General features: G+C 66.2%; 10 protein-coding genes. All 10 read left to right on the plus strand.

Going from position 1 to position 16285, the window contains the following annotated elements; genetic code table 11:
• The first annotated feature begins 140 nt into the window (after nucleotides 1–140).
• The 10 genes from ACZ6WH_RS24585 (at nucleotide 141) to ACZ6WH_RS24630 (ending at nucleotide 16277) form a co-directional block, all read left to right on the plus strand.
• A complete protein-coding gene (locus tag ACZ6WH_RS24585; RefSeq protein WP_469730592.1) occupies nucleotides 141–1484 on the plus strand; it encodes a transcriptional regulator in 1344 nt (447 codons plus the stop codon).
• Between the two features lie 72 nt (nucleotides 1485–1556).
• Nucleotides 1557–2729: a serine hydrolase domain-containing protein gene (locus tag ACZ6WH_RS24590; protein WP_469730594.1), complete on the plus strand. Its 1173-nt coding sequence runs from the start codon at nucleotides 1557–1559 to the stop codon at nucleotides 2727–2729.
• Nucleotides 2730–2992: 263 nt separating this feature from the next.
• A complete protein-coding gene (locus ACZ6WH_RS24595) occupies nucleotides 2993–3412 on the plus strand; it encodes a DUF6507 family protein (RefSeq protein ID WP_469730596.1) in 420 nt (139 codons plus the stop codon).
• 35 nt (nucleotides 3413–3447) lie between these two features.
• A complete protein-coding gene (locus tag ACZ6WH_RS24600) occupies nucleotides 3448–5730 on the plus strand; it encodes a WXG100 family type VII secretion target (RefSeq protein ID WP_469730598.1) in 2283 nt (760 codons plus the stop codon).
• Nucleotides 5727–6284, plus strand: coding sequence for a hypothetical protein (locus tag ACZ6WH_RS24605; protein WP_469730600.1), 558 nt, complete (start codon nucleotides 5727–5729; stop codon nucleotides 6282–6284). The genes ACZ6WH_RS24600 and ACZ6WH_RS24605 overlap by 4 nt, the downstream gene beginning before the upstream one ends.
• Before the next feature lie 37 nt (nucleotides 6285–6321).
• A complete protein-coding gene (locus ACZ6WH_RS24610) occupies nucleotides 6322–7749 on the plus strand; it encodes a DUF6177 family protein (RefSeq protein ID WP_469730602.1) in 1428 nt (475 codons plus the stop codon).
• 1198 nt (nucleotides 7750–8947) lie between these two features.
• On the plus strand, nucleotides 8948–10423 hold the full coding sequence (locus ACZ6WH_RS24615) for an ATP-binding protein (RefSeq protein ID WP_469730603.1): 1476 nt from the start codon (nucleotides 8948–8950) through the stop codon (nucleotides 10421–10423).
• Nucleotides 10424–10472: 49 nt separating this feature from the next.
• Nucleotides 10473–13262: a Z1 domain-containing protein gene (locus ACZ6WH_RS24620; protein WP_469730604.1), complete on the plus strand. Its 2790-nt coding sequence runs from the start codon at nucleotides 10473–10475 to the stop codon at nucleotides 13260–13262.
• Nucleotides 13259–14266, plus strand: coding sequence for a PD-(D/E)XK motif protein (locus ACZ6WH_RS24625; protein WP_469730605.1), 1008 nt, complete (start codon nucleotides 13259–13261; stop codon nucleotides 14264–14266). Before ACZ6WH_RS24620 ends, ACZ6WH_RS24625 begins: the two co-directional genes overlap by 4 nt.
• Nucleotides 14259–16277 (plus strand): AIPR family protein, encoded by a 2019-nt coding sequence (locus ACZ6WH_RS24630; RefSeq protein WP_469730606.1) that lies wholly within the window; start codon nucleotides 14259–14261, stop codon nucleotides 16275–16277. The genes ACZ6WH_RS24625 and ACZ6WH_RS24630 overlap by 8 nt, the downstream gene beginning before the upstream one ends.
• Nucleotides 16278–16285: the final 8 nt, after the last annotated feature.

The following is a 16285-nucleotide window of genomic DNA, read 5'->3' on the forward strand; positions in this document are numbered from 1 at the left end:
AACGGCCGTGGCATACAGGTCCGGAACGTTTCCAGGGGGTTTCTCTCGAGGACGCCCTTGCACACTCAGGCATGGGCATGGGTACGGCACGGGAAGTAGCTTCCGCACGACGTTCGTGTGGAGATGACGGGAGTGATCACATGCCTGGTGAGCCCTTAGCAGTCCACCCGTTCACCTTCGTCCGCCAGGCACGTGGATGGGGTAAGGCCGAATTCGCCCGGCTCATGCAGGCGCACGGAACGTCGCTCGGAATCCCGCTGGCGACCAACCGGACGACCGTATGGAAGTGGGAGCAGGGACAAGAACCGGATGCGGATGCTCAGCGTGTGCTCGCTGACCTGCTGCGTGTCCCACACGAACGCGTCCAGGCCGAGGGATGGCCACGCTGGCTGCCCGTATGGGAAGTCACCGGGCTCACCGCACCCTGGACCCAGGCCGGTACCCATGAGGCATTGGCCGATCTGGTGGGGAGTGGCCGCGTGGACCGTCGAGGGTTTCTCACCATCACAGGCGCCGCGCTGACGGGACTGGCAGCGAGCTGGGCCGAAGCGCCCTCGGCCTTCGCCTCCGCGCTCGGCGGAGACCGCGTCACGGACACGATGCTCTCGACGATCGAGCAGCGCATCAGCACACTCCGCACCCTCGATGACCACCTCGGAGGCGCCCGACTGCTGGAGCAGGCACGCGGCGACCTCGCTCTGATCACAGGGCTCCTGAGCACCGGCCGGTACACGGACGACATACACGTTCGCCTCTATGCGCTGGCGGCGCGGGTGTCCCATCTGACCGGCTGGATGGCCTACGACGCCGGACTGCGGTCCGCAGGACAGCGCTACTACGTCGGGGCCCTGCGCAGCGCACGTACCGCTGGAGACGACGCCTTCGGTGCCTTCATCCTTGCCGAGATGGGCGTTCACGTCTCCGAGGCCGGGCGGCCCACCGATCGGGTCGCCCTCATCTCGACCGCCATCGACAACGCTCCTCGAACACTGTCGCCCTACACCCAGTCCTTCCTCTACCTGCACAAGGCCGAAGCAATGTCCCGCGACGGCGACCACCACAGGGCCGGTACAGCACTGAACCGCGCTGCTTCTCTATGGGAACGCCACACGGCGGAGGACAACCCCGACTGGCTCGACTGGTTCGGCGAGGCACAGCTGCGATCCACCGAAGGCAAGATCTTGTTGCGCTCCGGACAAGTGGAGCGCGCGACGAGCTCCCTGGAGGCTTCGGTCAAGCAGGCCGCACCCCGGGACAAGGCCGTACGGTCCAGCCGCCTGGCCGAGGCCCGACTTGCCGGCGGTGACCTGGACGGAGCGCTCGACGCCGCGAACCACGGCGCAGAACTCCTCGAAGAGAAGGTCAGCTCCGTACGTGCCTTCGGCCGTTTGAAGGAGTTCTCTGCCCGTCTGGAACCGCACAAGACCGTCCCAGAAGTCCGCGAGTTCAGAGACCGCCTTCAGGCGCTACCCGACGCCGCCTGATCGGCACCGTCTCATGCATGGTGTGCCAGCCCGCTCCTCGGAGCAGACAGCCAAAGTGCCAGGATGAGCGACATGACGACGATCCATGGTGAGGTCGCAGCCGGTTTCGAACCAGTACGCGAGGCGTTCGCCGCGAACTTTGCCCAGCACGGGGACATCGGCGCAGCGGTGTGCGTGTACCGGGATGGCCGGCCGGTCGTTGATCTGTGGGGCGGGGTCGCCGACCCTAACAGCGGTCGTCCATGGGAACGGGACACGCTGCAACTGGTCTACTCCGCCACGAAGGGGGCCACGGCAGCCGCGGCGCACCTGCTGGCTCAGCGCGGCGAGCTGGACTTGGATGCTCCGGTGGCCGAGTACTGGCCGGAGTTCGCGGCGAACGGCAAGGCGGATATCCCGGTGCGCTGGCTCCTCTCCCACCAGGCCGGCCTGGTCGCATTGGACCAGCCGGTGCCGCTGGCCGATGCGCTGGCCTGGCAGCCGATGGCGGACGCACTGTCCGCTCAGCGCCCCCTGTGGGCCCCAGGAACCGCGCACGGGTACCACGGGCGGACCTTCGGCTGGCTGGTCGGCGAGGTGATCCGCCGAGTGTCGGGGCGGACACCCGGCCGCTTCTTCGCCGACGAAATCGCCGCCCCGCTGGGACTGGACTTCTTCATCGGGCTACCGGCGAATGAACGCGACCGGGCCAGCCGCATGGCGTACCGGCAGCCAGAGACCGACTTCACCACCGCGCCCCCGGAGTCCGTCCCCGAAGAACTCCGCGAAATGGTCGCCGCCTGGCGCGATCCGAACTCCCTCAGCAACAGGGCATTCGCGGTCACCGACCCACCCGAGATGGACTTCAACTCCCCCGAAGTGCAGGCCGCCGAAATCCCGTCTTCCAACGGCATCGGCACCGCGCGCAGCCTGGCCCGCATGTACGCTGCGCTGATCGGCGAGGTGGACGGCGTGCGCCTGCTCTCCCCGGAAACCCTCGCCTCGGCGACCAAGGAACAGGCCAGTGGCAGGGACCAAGTCATGGTGATGCCGAGCCGGTTCAGTTCCGGCTACATGCTCCCTACCGAGACCACCCCCATGACCGGCCCGAACGCCTTCGGCCACACCGGCCGAGGCGGCTCCCTCGCCTTCGCCGACCCCGAACACGGCATCGCCTTCGGATACGTGATGAACCACATCATCAGCGGCTCCGACGATGCGCGCGCGGCATCGCTGGTCGACGCAGTGCGCAGGTCGCTGGCATAACTGGGTCAGGCTTGTCGCGGCGACGACCTGTTGCTCCGACTCCACGAGCCGTCTCGTTTCGCGTCCCTCCAGCCCATGCGGCGCATGCACCCCACTGAGATCGCACGCGTGCCGCTGGACAGGCGTAGAGGTTCGGCGCGGCAACCGTCTTACCGCTGCGGCAGAGACGTTGGTACCCAAGTCTCCCTTGGGCTGTCAGTGGGCTGTGTGAAGATAGTTGCCGTTCGGGGGAACGCTTCGCTGGATGGTTTCGGGGGCTGGGGATGACGGGGTGGGACATCGCGCCTGCCGGGGTGCGGTCAGTGATCGCCAAGGTGCGGGAATCTGCCGACGGGATGCATGACGGCATCGCCCTGTACGGAAAGAGCGTGCAGGCGGCGATGGCCGCGGCGGGCACGCTGTCTTTCGGGGACGACAGCGCTGGTGGCGGGGAGGGCCGGGCCACCGGGTTGGTGGCGGTGGCCCTGGGCGAGTTCGCCAAGGGGATCGAGCGAGATGTGGCGTTCCTGCCGCTGCGGGCCAGTGACTCGGCCAACGGTGCGGTCAAGGCGACGAACGCCTACGTCACCGGGAGCTTGGAGCAGGCGTGGAATGCACAGCATTCAGCCTTGCAGGCGCCGGATGTGAGCGCGGTGCTTGAGGCCGCCCACAAGAAGGGGCATAACGCGGGCGGTGGAAAGTGATCAGCCCGGAAAAGATCCCGAGCTATACGGGGGACTTGGCCGAGCTGCAGCACGAGGTAACCCGTCTGCGGCAGGCCGCGCGCGAGATCCGCGGGCACGGGCGTTCGGTACACGCCCGCTTCCAGCACCTGGACTCCTCCTACAAGGCACCTGAGGCGGAGCAACTGTTCGCTACCACGCAGGCGGTCAACGACACCTCGGGTGACGTCGCGGACAAGCTGGAGTCGGTGGCCGACGCGCTGGCCGGCTACGCCGACGAGGTGGCCGTCATCGTGCAGCGGCTGGAGTCGTTGCGGCAGAAAGCGTCGGCGTTCGTGGCCTCGGTCAAGGACGACCAGAACCCGATGTCCGGCGGATGGCGGCACGACCAGGACAAGGTTGATGAGCATCAAGCGCTGCTGGACGGAGTGACCGCGGCCGTCGCCGCCTTCCAGCAGGCAGAGGTCACGGCCGCCGACAAGATCACTGCTCTGGTGCACGGCACCCAATGGCACATCAACGACGGCAGTCCCAAGCAAAAGAACGCCTACGGCTTCAGCGCTGAGCAGCTGGCCGAGGCGCCGAAGCTGCCGTGGGGCAGCCCCGAGCACTATTGGGGCACGCCGTTCGGCATCGACTACCACTTGCAGGAATTCGGGATCAGCCTGTGGGACAACGTCGCCGGCTCGGTAGAGGGCTTGGTTAATCTTTTCAGCTCCGGAGAGGAGGGCGACGCAGCGCGCGAGGGCCTGGGCAAGATCGCGCTGGGCATGGAGTCCTACCTGATGGACCCGGACGGGAACCGGAAGGATCTCCAGCCGGAGTATCGGCTCGCGGCCCCCTACCGGAAGGACGCCAAGGAGTTCGCCAAGTCCTTGGTGGCTTGGGACGACTGGGCCACCAATCCCGGCAAAGCGGTTGGGACCATTGTCTACAACGGTCTGACCCTGGCCTCAGGCCCGCTGGGTGCGGTCTCCAAGGCAGGTGCGGCGGCCGGCAAAGCCGGGGCGGCCGCCCGGGTGGCGGGCACACTGGCCAAGGCTGGCGAGGTCATGGACCCGATCGGCGCGGCGGGCAAGACGGTCGGCGTCGCGGCCCGTGCTCTGCCCAAGCTTTCGGAGGTGACCGCCGGCCTAAGGGCCGCCACCGACGCGGCCGTCGCCGCGGACACCCCACACAGCGTCATCGATCTGGGCAACGGCGCAAAGGTCCGCATCGAAGACGGCCAGTTCTTCCCCAGCAAGGACGGCCAACCCGACACCACCCCCGCCCCGCACGAGACGCCTGCCGGCCAGCGCATCCCCTCGGTCGATGCACCGCGCCCGGCGGAGATGCCGTCCCGTCACGAGCTGGTCGGCGCCGGTGCTCGCGCCCACGAAGGCACTGCTCACGCGGGCGAGAGCCTGCCGCCGCAGGCGAGCCATGATGCGCCCAACTCAGGCGGTCACAGCAATGCTGGGCCTCCCCAAGGGGAAACACCGGGCGGAACCAGTGCTGTACATACGCACGAACCTGGCGGTTCTGGCTCTGGGGCGGACCATCCTTCATCGGGTAGTAACCACGACATCCCTCACCAGGACGGCCATGGCCATACCGGCGAAGGTGCTCACGACTCCCATCATGGTGATTCGGGTGATGACACACCGAGTTCAGCCGAGAATGGGGGCGACGGTGCGGCTGATCACCCGCACCCGGAAACTCCTCCAGATCCGGCCGCTCCTCATGGGGCGGACGGCAGTGAGAACTGGGGTACGCACAACGGTGAGCCGGTCAACTACTCGCTCCCGCCGGATGAAAAGGCCGCTAAGGTATACGCCCGTATTCGCGCCACAGCGGATGACGTTCCGAAGATTTCGGAAAACTACGGAATCGACCCTGCAATAGTCGAGAGAGCTAAGCAGAACCTTTTCCTCGACAAGCACGATGTTTATAATGGTCCGGGACCCGAGAACTTCAAGAAGGGCGTATATTTCGCTGCTTACGACGAGATCGCGGACCTGTGGACCAAGGCCGAGAAGGGGACGCTAAAGGGAGACGAGGGCTCCTTCCGCGGGATGATCATTCACGAATATGTCGAGGCTCGACTGCTGGAAGCCGGCATGCCGTTTACCTCGGGCCACCCGTCGGCATGGGCGGAGGTCCGTGACTGGGGTAACGGGCACGTTGGGGCGCACGACGTGGCACCGATATCCTTCCGAGGTGCACCGCTCACCGCGAAGGGCACGCTGGCGCTATGGCCCAAGATGGGTCTGACGCCGCCAGAAGTCGCTATCGCGGACGATCTGTCCAACCTGGACGTAGTAGTCGATGCGGCGAAGAAGGGACTGGGGCTTTCATGAATCAAGAACGTGCGACAGCGATGGTGGATCGTCTGCTGGCTATCGATTGGCGGGATGAGGAAGCCGGGTTCGAGCACTCCGCGTCACGGGCACGCCTGCTGCGCGAATATCTTCGCAGAACTGCACTCTGGGTACAGGAGCTGCAAAAAGACGATGACAGGCCGTTCTTCGACGTTTCTCAGTCGGACCGCTGGCCTTTCTTTGACCTTGCCAAGCGAGTCGATCCTTCGGTGCGTGCGGAAGAGGGTGCCAGTCAGCGCCTGGATGATTTCATCGACGAGCATGTACCCGGCGCCCTGGCCGCCAGACTATGTCGAGCTGCATTGAACTGGGCGTCGCTTTCCCGAGAGTCGCTGGGAAAGCTGGCCGAACTCCCTGACCCGTTCGAGCCCCTTGTCGCACTATTCGAGCGAGGTGGCGGGTTCTGGGTCGAGAACGGATTCGTTGACTTTGTGGCCTATCGGGTACGCCTGGCAACGTGGCAGGAGCATCTGGCGGCTGCCCCATTGACGTCCTTGGGCCCCGCTTCACTCGATGCGCTGGATGCTGATTGAACCCGGTCGGCTCCCACCTCACTGACCTAGGAGCTTCGTGCCGCAGGACGTCATCTCGCTCACGCCGAACATGCCCGACGTCCATACCCTTCTTGCCGGGTTGTACGCGGGCGGACCCGACTCGCGCCTGAACAGCACTGCAGAGGGCGCCGGCGTCCAACTGCACTCAAGCGACGGCCGCCCCCTCGTGACCGTCGAAGCCCCCGTTCTCGTGCAAGTCCCCGGTGAGGCCGCTCGGCTGCTGGGAGCACACGTAGGCGTGGATGCCCCGGTGTGGTGGACAGAGGCACGGGCAACAACGGCAGCCGAGGAGGCCGGGCGACTGGCCGGGTCCATCGGCGGGCGCCTGACCGCCGCCTTGGGTGGCATCGCTTGGCCACCCGATGCCGCACACACCGACGTCGTGGCCGTCTCGCCCGAGGGCGGTGGAGGCTACGGCGGCCCGCTTCCTACGGAGGTGGGCGATCCACTCTCCATCGATGTCCTCACTGACCAGTCCGCCGTAGTGCTCCAAGACCGCCCCGTCGTTGCCGCTACCAGCTGGCTCACTGACGCTCTGCGAACCGCTACCGCCTCCGGACGCGAACTCCAGCTCATTACCCCGCCCGGCGTCCGACTGACTCTGCCCACCCGGACGCTTCTGGACGGTCTCCCCGCCCGCTGGGTCGTGCGCGCCCCCGCCGGCGGCTACTACGACGGGCTTTCCGGCGTCGTACTGCATTGGCGAGAAGGACGCTTTGCCCCCGCGGAGACCGGGCACTCCTCACCCCAGTTGGCTGAAGAATTTACTACTCAGCCGACATCGGATGAGGGGGAGGACGGCCGACAGCTGCTGTTCTCCATGCGCACCACTCACCCCGCCGATGAGCATCTTCTCCTCGGCGGTGCCTTGGAGGCTGCCTGGCAAGCCCTCACCGGCACCCCGCCCGCCGGCTGGGCCACCGCCGAACCCGTCAGCCTGCCTTGGTCCCGCCGCCAGCTAACCGAGCTGGCCCGCACCCGCGCCCAGAAGTCCGCCGCCACCTGGCTGGTCGCCGTCGGCGCCCCCGACCGCCCAGCCATCGCCACCACCCGCATCGCACACACCCCCGCGGGCGTCGAGGAACACATCACCCTCGCCGTCGGCTACACGGCGGACCAAACGCCGCCGCTGGAGACCCTGCCCGAGTTGGCCGCGACCCTCGCCACCCAGCACCACCTGACCTCAATGCTCACCCACCTGCGCCCCGCCCGCGCCGACCTGACCACCCCGCCCCACCGAGAAGCGCCCCCGACCCCGCTTTCTTTCACTCTCGGCCCTGACGCGGTACGCCGCATCGGGCGCGCCGTGGTCGAGTCCGCCCCAGCCCTGCGACCAGTGCCGCTCGGCCCCACAGCGCGCCCCGCACTTCACTACTCTTTCGGTAACGGCAGCGACCCCAGTGCATGGCAACGCCTCCAACAGCTCAACGTGCATCTGAGGTAATGAGATCCGCCTGAGGTCGGGCCCTCGCAGCTCGGCATGTGTGCCGACGGCGGCATAGAAGGTCCCGTCCGCCTCCCGAGCAGGCAGCAGACGCGGTGTTCGGACGAGCACCCGAAGAGGGATTACGGCTCGTCTCCGACTATGACAGGCAACTGCCGCATCTGCGATAGGCGACGAGCTCGGTTTTCCCCTCCGTGGCCTGCACAGGGTGTGCTGGGCCAATGTTCTCCCACAGGCCCTTCGCCGGTCGTGGGATCCAACCCCACCCTGCGGCGCGGTGGCTCTGCTCGGGATGGTGATTGCAGGCATCCGGGAGGTGAGCCGCCCCATGCGGAGAGATCAGAATTCTGTCAGGAGGAACGACGGGCTGTCGCCCGGCCCACACGGACGCAGCTGTGATGTTGTCACGCGGAGTCGAGCCGTCTGTTGGGCAGCTACACCCCTCCTCGATGAACAGATCACAGCGGTCACATCTTTTGGCGGTCGTGTTGGCCATCATGACAGCTGCCGTTGACGGGCATGTGACGTTTTCCCCTCATCATTACCTGGTCTCCGTGCGTCGTACTGGACCTCAGTGGAGGGACGCAGATACCCGCAACCCCAACGGAGTTGGCAGTGGTAGGGCCCCCACCGGGCCGATCGAGTAAGCAGTCTGGCGGTCCGTCCCTCACTTCTTCACGACTGATGGGTCGGCCCCGCAGTGCCCGAGGATGCTGTGCCGGTTGGTGAAGTGGAGGCGTCCGATGCCAGTGGATGCACGCGCTGAGGTCGATGAGCCGTCAGGCAACTAGTGTCGGACGCAGGCCGATTGGATGGCATCTGAGTGCACCCAGCTACGAAGGGCGGAGCAATTCCCCTCGTTGCGCGGGCTGTTGCAGCCAGCGCGCACAGCCCGCAGCGTGCTCGGGGTCGTTGGCGTCCTGACAGCGGGCTGCCTGGGGGAGCCGTCTGAAATGGCCTGCGGCGAGGGTGGGCAGCACATTGCAAGGCTGGCGGTCAGCCTGTCACAGAGATCACTTACGTCCGACAAGCGCCGTTCGGTACCATGCCCCGAACGGGGGATTTCGGCTGGCGTGGATGAGTAGTAGCCCGCTCACCGCACGAAGCTTGAGAAGTTCCGCCACGTGTCGCTCCATGGAGCGCACAGACGAATCGGCCGCACAGGATTGATCGGGCACACCGGGTACGGAGCGTGAAGATGGACTTCGATGTCGCCGCTCCCGACCCTGCCGGCATGGTGGCTTCGCTCAGTTCGCTCGGCTACTCGCTTCCCGCCGCCGTCGCAGACCTCGTGGACAACAGCGTCTCGTCAGAGGCAAAGAACATCGACGTCGACTTCACATGGGACGGACAGAGCTCCTGGATCGCTGTGACGGACGACGGCAGGGGGATGACGGAGCCTGAGCTGGTGACCGCCATGACGGTGGCGGCCCGCGGACCGTCGGCCGAGCGGAGTGCCACGGACCTCGGCCGTTTCGGTGTGGGACTGAAGTCCGCTTCCTTCTCGCAGTGCCGCAAGCTCACCGTCGCCACGGTCAGAGACGGAGCCTGGCACGTCCGAACATGGGACCTCGGTGTCGTGGAGCACTACAAGGAGTGGCGGCTCCTCCGCGACCCCGGCGACACGACCACAGCCCTCCTGTGTCGGGTCGCGGGAAGTATGCAGCACGGGACGGTCGTCCTGTGGGAGCAGCTCTCCGGTTATCACAACACCGCCGTGACCAGTGACGACGAGAAGACGCAAGCCCAGTTTTACGCGGAGGCGGAGCGTACCGAAGCCCACCTCTCGATGGTCTTCGCCCGTTTCCTGCAGCGTCCGGCCCGATGCCGGATCCGGGTGCGCGGATCCGACCTCCCCCCGTGGGACCCCTTCCTGTCCACACATCCGTCGGTACAACGGATCCCCCGGGAGTCTCTGCCGTTGGGGTCGCAGTCGGTGCGTGTGGAGCCCTTTGTGCTTCCGACGGCGCAGCGCCTCTCGGAGGTTGAGTACGAGTCGGCCGCCGGCCAGAGGGGATGGCTGGGGCAGCAGGGCTTCTACGTGTACCGCCGTGACCGCCTGATCCTGGCTGGCGACTGGCTGGGGATCCGCGGTCTTCGACGTGAGGAGAAGTACAACCTCGCGCGGATCGCCGTGGACATTCCTGCGGAGGCCGACGTCGACTGGGGCGTGGACGTGCGCAAGGCGAGCGTGGTCCCTCCCGTCTCCTTACGTCGACACCTGGAGAGGATCGCCAGGTACACCCGTGAGGCGGCCTCCCGTTCCGCACGACAGCGTGGTCAGGTGGTGTCGCGTGCGCACGGTGATCCCCTGAAGTTCGCCTGGAACGTGAAACGTCAGGACGGCCGGATCGTCCTGCGTATCAACAGGAAACACCCCTTGGTGAAGGCGGCGGTAGATGACCACGGCGGTAACCCGGAGGTCGTCCGCTCGATGATCCGCCTTCTTGAGGAGACGGTCCCGGTCACGGCGCTCCGCATGCTCCACGAGACCGACACAGTCGACGACCCCGAACCCTTCGGCGGTCCGGGGCCGGCAGCTCCGGAGACCGTCGCCGTCGCCCGTCAGGTGTACGAAGCACTCCTGGGGCAGGGCCGGACCCCCGAAGAAGCTCGGAGAGTACTCAGCTCCATGTCCCCCTTCGACGAGCAACAGGGTTTCTGGAACTCCTGACCCACCCGGTAGTCCCTACTCCGAACCGACCCGGCCGTTGGAGGTCGCTGTGAGCACCGCCCACGAAGACAGTCTCGAGAAAGCCGAGCAGACCGCGGTGCTGCTCTTGCCTGGCGACCGGCACGCAACGCCGGCCGAGGTCGACTTCGCCGTGAACACCGCGGTCAGCATCCTCGCCGCCCAGGGGATCACCGTGGAGCGGGACCAGGTGCGGAAGGTGCTCGAGGCCCGAGCCTCAGTGTTCCAGGCTGATTCCTCCGCGATGACAAACGACGAGGGGCACGTGCCCTGGCTCGCCGACGCGAAGGCCGACCGGAAGTGGGACTTCTGGGATCGTTACCGGCGCTACCTCCTAAGCGTGTCCAAGCTCCCGACTCAGGTCGTGCGCCGACTCGACCAGAGCACCGACGACGTTCTCGGTGAACTGGAGGACCCCCAGAGGGAGGGTACTTGGCGCCGGACCGGGCTTGTGATCGGGCAGGTCCAGTCCGGCAAGACGGGGCAGTTCATCGGGCTCGCCGCCAAGGCAGCCGACGCCGGCTACCGGCTCATCGTGGTGTTCGCTGGGATCCACAACGACTTGCGCAGTCAGACCCAGCTCCGTATCGACGAAGGGCTTCTCGGGTTCGACACCCAGTACCAGTTCCGCTCGGACGACGACGCGCATCGTCATATCGGTGTCGGCGCGATGTCGCACGGAAAGCGGCTTAAGGCGGCGTCACTCACCACCAGTCACGAGAAGGGGGACTTCGCCCGGAAGACGGCGGTCTCCGCCAACGTGCCGGTGGGCAGCGTCCCGGTGGTCCTCGTGGTCAAGAAGAACCGTCGGATCATCGACAACCTTCGCGACTGGGTGATCGACAACCACGGCGTGGAGGACCCGGAGACCGGCCGGATGGTCGTTCCCGACCTGCCCCTGTTCGTGATCGACGACGAGGCCGACAACGCCGGGGTGAACACTTCCAAGGACCCCGACACCAAGCCGTCGGCGATCAACAAGGCCATCAGACAGTTGGTCAACAGCTTCACGAAGGCGTCCTACGTCGGCTACACCGCGACCCCCTTCGCGAACATCTACATCAACCCCGACACGGACCACGACGAGCTCGGCCCAGACCTCTTTCCGGAGAGTTTCATCCGCACTCTGCGGGCACCGTCCAACTACCTCGGTCCCGAGCGTCTCTTCGGTCTGCAGACCGACGGCGACGAGGAAGACATCGATCCACTGCCGCTCATAAGGCACATCAAGGACACGGACCTCTGGGTACCGGACAAGCACAAGTCACACCTCCGGGTTCCGGACTTCCTGCCGGCGTCGCTGCAGCGCGCCGTTCGGTCCTTCGTCCTGACCTGTGCGGCGCGCCGAGCGCGCGGGCAGATCGCAGTGCACAACTCCATGTTGGTGCACGTGACCCGCTTCACCGCCGTGCAGCAGCAGGTCCGCGACCAGGTCGACGCCCACGTGCGTCTGCTCTTCGACGTCCTCCAAGACCGGTTCAGCAGTGCCCGCGAAGAGCTCGAGGAAGAGCTGCGGCAGCTCTGGGAGGAGGACTTCGTCCCCTGCACAGAGGACATGGCTGGGGACAGGCTCGACTGGGAGGACGTCGAACCGCATCTTCACGCCGCCCTCGCGAAGATCACTGTAATGGCCGTCAACGGTGCGGCGAAGGACGCCCTTCAGTACTACGAGCGCCGGGAAACCGGCCTGTCGGTCATCGCCGTCGGCGGTGAGAAGCTCTCCCGCGGTCTGACCCTCGAAGGGCTGTCGGTCAGCTACTACCTGCGGGCCTCCAAGACGTACGACACCCTGCTGCAGATGGGCCGCTGGTTCGGCTACCGCCCTCGCTACGAGGACCTGTGCCGGCTGTACACGACACGTACGCTGCAGCGCCAGTACGCGGAGATCACCGCGGCCACCGACGAACTCAGGCGTGACGTCGAGGAGATGTCCGCGGTGGGACTTACCCCCCGCGAGTACGGTCTCAAGGTCAGGACCTCGTCGCTCGGCCTCGGCATCACGGCCTCAAACAAGATGAGGCAGGGGACACGTGTCCGCCTCAGCTACTCCGGTGAGCTCCCCGAGACGACCGTCTTCGACCTAGCCGAGAAGGCGGTGCGTAACAACCACGAGCTCCTCGAGTCGTTCGTCGCGCGTCTCGACGCGCTCTCCGCCGGAGAAGTGGATGAGCGGAGCGGGAGCATCACCTGGAGTGGCGTAGCAGCCTCGGACGTCACCGAGGGCTTCCTCGACTACTACCTCACCGACAGGCAGGCCCAGCGGGTGCGGCCGGCCTTCATCGCGGAGTACGTACGCCAGTGCGCCAGGCACGGTGAGCTGGGTAACTGGACGATCCGCCTCGCCAGCCGGCTGCCCGAGGCAAAGGAAGTCGAGATCGCAGGCCATTCCGTCGGTCTCATCACGCGCAGGCACTCCAAGTCTTCGGAGGTCGTTCCCGGCCGCTACACGATCAAGCGTGTTCTCAGCCCCGCCGACGAACTCTGCGGCCTTACCGACGAACAGAAGCGCCGTGCGCTGAGGGCCACGAAGGAGGCCGCGAAGGGGAAGCTCAACCGGAAGGGTGAACCGCTCGATCCCGACTCCCCCCGTGGCCGGCCTCTGCGCCACCAACGCCGCTCTGACCAGCCGTTGCTTCTGCTTTACCCCCTCAGCCCTGCCGAGGTGGCCAAGTCGTCCGGAAACCCTGAGCCGGTCGCTCCCCTGGTCGGGTTCGCCATCAGCTTCCCGTTCTCCCGTCACCAGTTGAAGACCGAGTACGTGGTGAACGACATCTGGTTCAAGCAGGACATGGAGTTCGACGACTTCGAGGACGAAGAGTGATCGACGAGAGCGTGTGGCAGGAGCTGGAGGCCCACCAGCAGGCCCCGGGTAGGTCAACCCGGAGGCTCCACCCCGACTCACCGCACGACATCCACGTGTCGGTGACGCACCCCACCCTCCGACGGATGCTGTTGCTCGGCACCGATGCCAGGACCGCCGACATTGTGCGCCGAGAGATCCACGAGCTGCCGGCCACCCGTGGTCTGCAGCTGGGCCTGTCGTCGGTGTCCGGCAACCACTACGAGCTCCAGGTGATGCTCACCGACGACGAACTCGCGGAGGTGTTCACCCCGCTCGTCTGCGACATCGCAGAGGTGGTACAGGATGCACCGACCAGCGAGACGGCGGCGGAGGCCGCGGTTCGCCGCTACGTCCGGTGGCAGCAGCTGCTGCGCTCCGTGTCGCGCGACGGACTGTCCCGACAGGCCCGGTGCGGCCTCTTCGGCGAGCTCCACTTCCTCCTTGAGCACGTGCTGACGACTGTCGGCCAGCACACAGCTGTCAGCTCGTGGACCGGACCACGGCAGACCAACCAGGACTTCCAGCTGCCCGGCGTCGCGGTCGAGGTGAAGGCGACCACGGCCCGCTCTCCCCGGACGGTCCAGATTGCGAGCGAGCGGCAGCTGGACACGGCCGACTCGACGCCTCTCGTACTGGCCCATGTCGTCCTCGACGACCGGCAGCGGGGGTTCGGCATGAGTTTGAACGCCCTGGTGGACGAGATACGAGCCCGACTGACCTCACCGTCCGCCTCCCAGCGCTTCGAGGGGCTGCTGGTCCAAGCCGGCTACCTGTCGAACCAACGGGACCTCTACGACCACGATCGCTATACCCTTCGCAGCAGTGACTTCTGGACGGTCGGGGAGGGTTTCCCCCGGATCGTCGAGGCCGCGCTGCCGCCCGGGGTCGGCAACTGCACCTACACCATTGATGTGTCGGCTCTGGCCCCCCACAGCGTTACCGCCGAGACATTGGTCGACCTGATCCGAGGAACCCATGGCTGAGCACGACCTCCACGAGTACTCCCGCGCGCTGGTCGCCGACATCCAGGCGCTGACGGACGCCGACGGCGGTTCGAACCCGAACACCTTCACCCGGCACGTACTCGAGATCCTCGAGGAAGCCGGTGTCGTCACCGACGCGGCACTCGCCTACCACTTCTCTCGGGGAGTGGAGATCTACGGCTACGGCTTGCCCGAGGACGGGTCCAGCCTCGACCTCTACACCACGGACTTCAACCTGACACCGTGGAGCAGCAAGCTGACCAAGGCCGATTCTGACAGGTTCTTCCGCAGGTTGTTCGCGTTCCTGGGCAAGCACCGTGCCATTCGCCCCAACCAGGTGGACAACACCGACCTGCACGACATGTGCGTCGGCGTGGAGAAGGCGCTGTCGAGCGTTCCGAAGATCCGTCTCTTCCTACTCAGCAACCGGGTCAGCACGACGAACGCCCCGGAGCCCAGCGAGTTCGAGGGGATCCCAGTCACCTACGAGCTCTGGGACCTCGCGCGGCTCCACAGGCACGAGACCTCCGGGAGTATCGGCGAGCCCATCAAGGTGACCTTCGAACGTCCCCTTCCCTGCCTGGCGGCTCACAGCGACGAGCCGAACTACTCGGTCGTCCTGGCCGTGATTCCCGGTCGGCGGCTGGCCGAGCTGTACAAGGAGCACCGGACCCGGCTGCTCGAACTCAACGTTCGGTCCTTCCTGCAGATCCGCGGTGGCGTTAACAAAGGCATCCGCGACACCCTGCTGAACGCCCCGGGCAAATTCCTCGCCTATAACAACGGTGTGACCGCAACAGCCTCGGACGTGGACTTCGAGACCGACGAGGCCGGCAACCCTGTCGCCATCAGGGGCATGACCGGTCTCCAGATCGTCAACGGCGGCCAGACCACCGCCTCGCTGCACCACGTCCTGACCCGTGACAAGCGGGACCTGGACGGGGTCCACGTGCAGATGAAGCTCACGATCGTCGATCCCGCGTACCTGTCCGAGATCGTCCCGGAGATCTCCCGGTACTCCAACACCCAGAACAAGGTGACGATGGTCGACTTCGATTCGAACCACGAGTTCCACGTCGCCTTTGAGCGTGTCTCCCGCAGTCTGTGGGCTCCTGCTGCCGACGGCAGCGGCCAGGAGACACGATGGTTCTACGAGCGGGCACGAGGCCAGTACACGGACAAGGCCGCCGAATACGAGGGCCGCTCGGCCCAGCGTAAATTCAAGTTGATCACGCCGACGCGGCAGAGATTCAGCAAGTCCGACCTGGCCACCTTCGTGCACTCCTGGGAACAGCTCCCGTACTGGGTGAGCCGCGGTGCCCAGAAGAACTTTGTCCACTTCATGGATCGGATCGAGAAGTCCGACCCCGTCGTGGACGCGCAGTACTGCAAGCGTGCCATCGCCACCGCTCTCCTGTTCCAGGCTGCCGACCGGATCGCCCGTACGCACTCTGCCGGCAGCCACAAACGGCTTATCACGACCTACACGGTCGCCCGGCTCTCGCTCGCCGCCGAGAAGCGGATCGACCTCGACAGGATCTGGAACGAGCAGGACATCACAGATGCCCTGAGGGACGCCCTCGACGAACTCTGTCCTCTGATTATGGAGACAGTGATCTCCGGCGACCGGCACGTGTCGGAGTGGGCGAAGAAGCCCGACTGCTGGGACGAGGTGGCGCGCATCCCGTGGATGCTCCCTGACGCGCTAGCCACTGAGCTCACGGCCGAGCCCTTCGAGATAGCCTCTCCCGAAAGCACCGAGTCCGACGAGGCCGAAGCCGCCGTCGAGGACGTCCCCAGCGAGGAGTGGCAGGCTCTCGCGGACTGGGCCCGCGAAGGCCGGATCCTGCGCTCCGTGGACAGGCAGCTCGCCGACCGTGTCGCGCAGCGTCTGTCCCAGGGGCGACGAGTCACCGGGGCCCAAGCCAGACAGGCGATGGAGATCTACGAAGAGGCCCTGCGGCAAGGATTCCACCCCGGGCCCGTCGGCCTCGATCACGAGACCGCGTGAGAGCGGCA

Source organism: Streptomyces sp. NPDC050806, from assembly GCF_055586425.1.

Bases quoted from the DNA above. Each gene is read 5' to 3' on its own strand.
- ACZ6WH_RS24595 (WP_469730596.1), top strand. From the start codon at position 2,993: ATGACGGGGTGGGACATCGCGCCTGCCGGGGTGCGGTCAGTGATCGCC.
- ACZ6WH_RS24585 (WP_469730592.1), top strand. From the start codon at position 141: ATGCCTGGTGAGCCCTTAGCAGTCCACCCGTTCACCTTCGTCCGCCAG.
- ACZ6WH_RS24615 (WP_469730603.1), top strand. From the start codon at position 8,948: ATGGACTTCGATGTCGCCGCTCCCGACCCTGCCGGCATGGTGGCTTCG.
- ACZ6WH_RS24590 (WP_469730594.1), top strand. From the start codon at position 1,557: ATGACGACGATCCATGGTGAGGTCGCAGCCGGTTTCGAACCAGTACGC.
- ACZ6WH_RS24630 (WP_469730606.1), top strand. From the start codon at position 14,259: ATGGCTGAGCACGACCTCCACGAGTACTCCCGCGCGCTGGTCGCCGAC.
- ACZ6WH_RS24605 (WP_469730600.1), top strand. From the start codon at position 5,727: ATGAATCAAGAACGTGCGACAGCGATGGTGGATCGTCTGCTGGCTATC.